At 46.4% G+C, this 6000-nt stretch carries 4 protein-coding genes; all 4 read right to left on the bottom strand.

Going from position 1 to position 6000, the window contains the following annotated elements:
- Positions 1 to 161: 161 nt before the first annotated feature.
- The 4 genes from JIE71_RS06785 to JIE71_RS06770 all read right to left on the bottom strand — a co-directional run bounded on the left by JIE71_RS06785 (position 162) and on the right by JIE71_RS06770 (position 5660).
- On the bottom strand, positions 162 to 1013 hold the full coding sequence (locus JIE71_RS06785) for a 16S rRNA (uracil(1498)-N(3))-methyltransferase (protein WP_199507976.1): 852 nt from the start codon (positions 1011 to 1013) through the stop codon (positions 162 to 164).
- A gap of 220 nt (positions 1014 to 1233) precedes the next feature.
- Complete coding sequence (gene metF / locus JIE71_RS06780; RefSeq protein ID WP_416232019.1) at positions 1234 to 2085, bottom strand: methylenetetrahydrofolate reductase [NAD(P)H]; 852 nt, start codon at positions 2083 to 2085, stop codon at positions 1234 to 1236.
- 26 nt (positions 2086 to 2111) lie between these two features.
- Positions 2112 to 3536 carry an adenosylhomocysteinase gene (ahcY, locus tag JIE71_RS06775; RefSeq protein WP_199507974.1) on the bottom strand — a complete coding sequence of 475 codons (1425 nt, stop codon included), beginning with the start codon at positions 3534 to 3536 and terminating at the stop codon, positions 2112 to 2114.
- 264 nt (positions 3537 to 3800) lie between these two features.
- Positions 3801 to 5660, bottom strand: a complete 1860-nt coding sequence (locus tag JIE71_RS06770; RefSeq protein ID WP_228284574.1) for a TonB-dependent receptor — start codon at positions 5658 to 5660, stop codon at positions 3801 to 3803.
- Positions 5661 to 6000 lie beyond the last annotated feature (340 nt).

Below are 6000 nucleotides of genomic sequence, written 5' to 3'. Positions count from 1 at the left end.
CCGCAGGGACAGGACTCTTTTTTGCCGCTTCATCGTTAAAAATAAGCGCTTAGAATGACTAAACTTATTATTTTTAACCTCGAATCGCCTAAAAAATAGTCGCTGTCAGTGCCATGGTCGAATGGTCAACACGCCCTAATAAACACCTAGTTTGGATAAGCTTATAGCAATAAACTTTGCAAACTTGCCAAAGCCACGACAGGCGCAGTCTCAGTACGCAATACCCGTGTACCAATCTGCCAAGCCTCAAAGCCAACACTTTGTGCGTGTATAATTTCATCCATGCTCAATCCGCCCTCTGGGCCAATCAATAGCTCAATATATGGCATATCTTTTTGTAAAATGGTCTTTAGGGTAGGTGGCATGGTAGGCATGCCTGCGGCGGGTACGCTCAATACGATACGCATATCAGCAGGGCGTAGCAGCTGCTTATAATATGGGGATTGCGCCAAGGGTGCGATAATCTCACTGACCAAAAGTGGCGCATCTGCTTCAGCCGTCAACCACGCATTGATAGGCATGGGGGCAATAATTAAAGGCGGGCGGTTTAGGCCGCATTGCTCGCAAGCTGAGATGGCGACTTGCTGCCAATGCAGCAGTTTTTTTTCAACTTGGGCAGGCTTTAATGTGACCTCGCCATGATGACTGCTTAAAAGTTGGATGGCAGATGCGCCAAGCTCTGTGGCTTTTTGGATAGCATAATCCATACGGTCGCCGCGACTCATTACCAGCGCAATTTTGGTCAGCATTGGCGCGGTACGCTGGATATCAAACGCCTCTAAGAGACGCACGGTCGCACTTTTTTTACTAATCGTCTCTAGTTCGACCACATATTCACCGCCGAAACCATCAAACAATACCCCCGTATCGCCCACATTAGCGCGCAAAACACGGCACCAATGGTGCTGTACATTCTCCGTCAAGGACAAAGTATCACCAAGTGCATGGCTGGCGAGTGGGGCAAAAGTGTCTGCGCTACTGCTCGCTTCAGGGGCATAAAAAAAACGTCGCACAAGCTCTCCAAGATATATAATAAAAAAAGAATAGCAAAAATACTGAGCATTTGTTAGTAAAAATCAAACAAAGACGGCAATTAAATAAAATATACGGACAACTGCTGAAATAACTTACAGGCCATGAAGGTGACTGCCATCATCTTTTTTATCAATAAACAAAAAAAACTGGCATCGCTTAAGATGCCAGCTTGTCTATAACATCACCATGACCATGGGCTTAGTCTGCCAAGCCCAGTGCCTGTACCAAGCGCTTATTCGGCTCAACTTTATTCATCGTATAAAAATGCAGTGCAGGCACGCCTTCGCTAACTAAACGCGAGCACAAGCGATGCACGACTTCAAAGCCAAACTCACGAATCGCTTTACGGTCATCACCAAAATCATAAAGCTGCTTACGTACATAGCGCGGAATATCTGCCCCGCAGCTGTCCGCAAAACGCAGAATATTGCTAGAATTGGTAATAGGCATAATACCTGCGATAAGCGGCTGAGCCTCGGTATCGACACCGCGCTGCTCAATGGCGTCACGCAAATACAAATAACTGTCAGCATTATAAAAAAACTGGGTAATCGCCGCATTTGCGCCTGCCTGATATTTATTGACCAAGTTGTCAATATCAAAAGCAAAGTTGCGCGCTTGTGGGTGCATCTCAGGATAGGCCGCTACTTCGATATGAAAGTAGTCGCCAGTCTCTTCGCGAATAAACTTAACCAAATCAAGGGCAAAGGGAAGTTGTCCCATACCGACCTGACCTGAGGGTAAATCACCGCGGAGGGCGACTAAGCGCTTAATGCCCAAGTTTTTATAATGCGCCAAAAGCTCACTAATCTGCTCCTTATCATCACCGATGCAGGATAAATGCGGCGCAATTTCAGTGTCTCCGCGCGCGCACAACGCCTCAACAATGTTCAAGGTACGGCTGCGGGTAGAGCCACCCGCACCGTAAGTGACTGAAAAGTAAGCAGGATTTAGCTGATTGAGCTCATCGTAAGTGTTTAATAGCTTTTCGTGTCCTTGATCTGTCTTTGCGGGGAAAAACTCAAAAGAAAAAGCAGGTTTACTCACGATAACACTCCTTGTGTTGTGCTGGTTATTTAGTACTTGTACTCATCAGGCTTAAAGGGTCCTTCAACCGCCACACCAAGGTAGTCGGCCTGCTCTTGAGTCAATTTGGTTAATGTGCCGTTAAAACCTGCAACCATGGCTGCGGCGACTTCTTCGTCTAGCTTTTTCGGCAACACTTTAACGTACAGATTGTCAAAGCGCTCGTCAACGGGTAATTCGGCAAATTTATGCTCATATAGGTACATTTGTGCCAAGACTTGGTTAGCAAATGAGCCGTCCATCACGCGTGATGGATGACCTGTGGCATTACCTAAGTTCACTAGGCGACCTTCGGCAAGCAAGATGAGGTAATCATTGTCATCATCTGAGCGGTACACTTGGTGTACTTGTGGTTTGATTTCAGACCAGCGCCAGTTGTCACGCATAAACTGAGTGTCAATCTCAGTGTCAAAGTGACCGATGTTACAGACCACAGCGCCTGATTTTAGGGCTGCCAGCATGTGTTTGTCGCACACGTGATAGTTACCTGTGGTGGTCACAATCAAATCGGTGTCTTCTAACAGACGGGTATTGATGCCTTCTGCGCCGCCTGTGTTGTCACCGTCGATGTATGGTGATAGGACTTCGTAGCCGTCCATACACGCCTGCATCGCACAGATAGGATCGACTTCTGATACGCGAACAATCATGCCTTCTTGACGTAGGCTTTGCGCTGAGCCTTTACCCACATCGCCATAACCGATAACCAGAGCGCGACGACCTGCTAGGAACATGTCGGTTGCGCGCTTGATAGCGTCGTTTAGACTGTGGCGGCAGCCGTATTTATTGTCATTTTTTGACTTAGTCACCGCATCGTTGACATTGATGGCAGGGACTTTTAGCGTGCCTTTTTTGTACATGTCAATCAGACGATGCACACCCGTGGTGGTCTCTTCTGAGATACCATGGATGGTATCGAGCATTTGCGCGTAGTCGTTGTGAATCAGTGCGGTCAAATCGCCGCCGTCATCTAGGATAAGGTTGGCATCCCACAGCTCGCCTGAGGCTTCGCCGCCTACATGCAATTGCTGGCGCAAGCACCACTCGTACTCTTCTTCAGTTTCGCCTTTCCACGCAAATACAGGGATACCTGCTGCTGCAATGGCTGCTGCTGCGTGGTCTTGGGTTGAGAAGATGTTGCATGAGGTCCAGCGTACGTCAGCACCGAGCGCCACTAGGGTCTCTATCAGTACGGCTGTTTGGATGGTCATGTGGATACAGCCAAGGATTTTTGCGCCTTGTAATGGCTGCTCGTCTTGATAGCGACGACGCAGACCCATAAGGGCTGGCATTTCGGCTTCGGCAAGGGTAATCTCGCGGCGACCGTAGTCGGCAAGGCTGATGTCCGCAACTTTATAATCGGTAAAAGAAGGGTCGATGGTATGGGCAGATGAGGTAGTCGACACTGCGTCCATAATATGCTCCTATCGCTGGGTATGATAAAAAGAATAAAAACGCAGGTGCCGTTGTTTTGCAGTGAGGAGTATCAACCCCCTTTTGCTACCGAGCCTAACATAAAAACATGCTTTATGACGCAACACCCCTCGGCGCGGTTATTGTAATGGATGAGTCTGTGATTGTCACCTATTGGCTGCGGAAAATCGTAAGTGTTGTCGTCATAAAAAAAGGCCACCGTTGGGTGACCTTGATTTGTTTACAATTTAAGTTTCGTGTCAGTATTAGTACCAATCGTAGGTAAGTGAGCCGAAGTAGCTGGTTCCTTCTGTGGCGTATTCATTACCGAATTGGCTGGCGAGGGTATAATCCTCATCAGTAATATTGTCTACTCGCAAGTTGGCACGAAGATTAGGAGTGATATAAACCGCGCCGCTCAAATTAAGCAGGGTATAGCTATCAAGTTTATTGTTTTCCGCTGTCAACCTATCATCGGTATGTTTGGCTTCGAGGCGAACATCGAACATCGGTTGCTGATAGCCTACATAAACCATGCCGCTGTTTTTAGGACGATAGGCAAGCTGTTGATTATAGCTTGCGCTATTTGCCGTTTTGTCTTTGGCATCCAAGTAGTCATAACCGAGACCAAATATAAAGGCATTCATATTCCAGTCGGAGGTCAGGCTCAACCCCTTGATTTTCGCTTCACTGATATTTGCTGCACTAGAAATCAGGTCTTCTGCATCGGTGTAATAGCCTGTCAATCGTGACGTTTGGGCATCATTTACGTATTCAACAAATACTTCAGTGTTCTCTGTTCTTTCGGGTTTTAGGTTGGGGTTGCTAAAACCAGGCCAGTATAAATCATTAAAGGTTGGTGCGCGAAATCCGGTCGCATAGTTGGCACCGATTCGCATGCCAGCCAACGGGCGTATCGCCGCTCCTAGATTGTAGGTGCTTTCACGACCATACTGCGAGTTGTCATCCACGCGGTAGTTGGCTTGCACATCATAATAAGTGTCTGCCAGTTGATAACCAACAAAGGCACTTTTGACCGTTCTGTCCTCAGGGTTATAAGGGGTTTGCACAGCTGGATCAGGATAACCTGAAAAATCTAAAACATCTGAGGCGTCTAGCTGTTGTGACAACCATTCTGCGCCAATAATCACAGTACCAGGTTGCGCGTTGATACTGGTCTCTAAACGTGCTTGCTCTTGCGTGGTGTCGTACTGACTGCCTTTTTGATAATCAATAGAATTGGCGTCATGAGTAGTCGATTTGTCAATACTTTGACCATAGCTAAGTTTGCTGATTGTTAAAGGCGTTTTGTATTGAAGATAAGCATTGGCACTGCCGTTTTTTTGGTCTGAATAGGCATTTGGAAAGACGTTGCCTGCTGAGTCAATATCAGTGGTAGAGTCGGTATATAAGGCACTTATTCCCGCGCTTAGCGAGTCTGATAGCTTATGCTGCAATGCTAGACTGGCATTGGTAGATTTAAAGCCATCATCGTCAGTGTTATAGTCAGCCGAGCTGCTATTGGCAATGGCGTTAAAGCCATCTGTTTCGTTACGACTGACACCCAAGCTCAAGGATGACGTATCATTTTTCAGCTGACCTGTGATGCCGACTTGGTAGTGATTGTTACTACCATAACCCACAGTTGTAGAAACATTGGATTGCTCTACGTTATTGCCTTTGGTAAAAATCTGGATAACTCCGCCCATAGCGTCAGAGCCGTAGATGCTAGAGCCTGACGAACCATACAAAACTTCGATGCGGTCGATTTGGTCTGCGGCCAACAAGTTCAGAGATGGACTACCTAAAGAGATAGAGCCATAACGTATCCCATCGATAATCACCAAGACCTGCTTGCTATCAAAGCCGCGCATATAAAAATTACTGGCTGTGCCCATGCCGCCACTTTGTGTGATATTAATACCAGGCTGATTCTTTAATACATCGACCACAGTCTGACCCTGATAACGCTTAAGTTCTTCTTCATCAATGACGCGGGTTTGCGCGATGGTGTTTTCGACCTTAGTGGGCGTACGGCTGGCGGTCACGACGATGGTATCAAGCTTAGCAGTCGGTTGATTGCTTTCGTCAATATCGGTAGTAGCGGCGTTGGCTTGCACAGCCATAACGCTAAGCGCGCTAAGCACACATAAACGGAGGTAAGCGGACGAAGATGAAGGCGATAGCATCATAAAAGATTCTCAGATAAACAAAGCAAAATGAATTGACAGACAAACTAATATATAAAGGTGTCTGGCTGGACACATTATCTAAAAATATTACACGTTTATAAACCAATTTTTTACTAATGTTTATTCAGGTTACATTGAGTATGCTTCAATAAGACCGCTTGTATGATAGATATGCTGTACCAGAACTAAAGTTTAGCGTCATTATATAGGGTTTTGCTTTTTAATAGATTGCCTTAAGATGCTGCATAAGATAAGAACATCATAAAGAGGTGGG

It is taken from the genome of Psychrobacter sp. bablab_jr014 (assembly GCF_016464015.1).
Classification (GTDB): Bacteria; Pseudomonadota; Gammaproteobacteria; order Pseudomonadales; family Moraxellaceae; genus Psychrobacter.
Note: the sequence above shows the minus strand (reverse complement) of the source record. Positions and strands in the feature narration are given on the sequence as shown.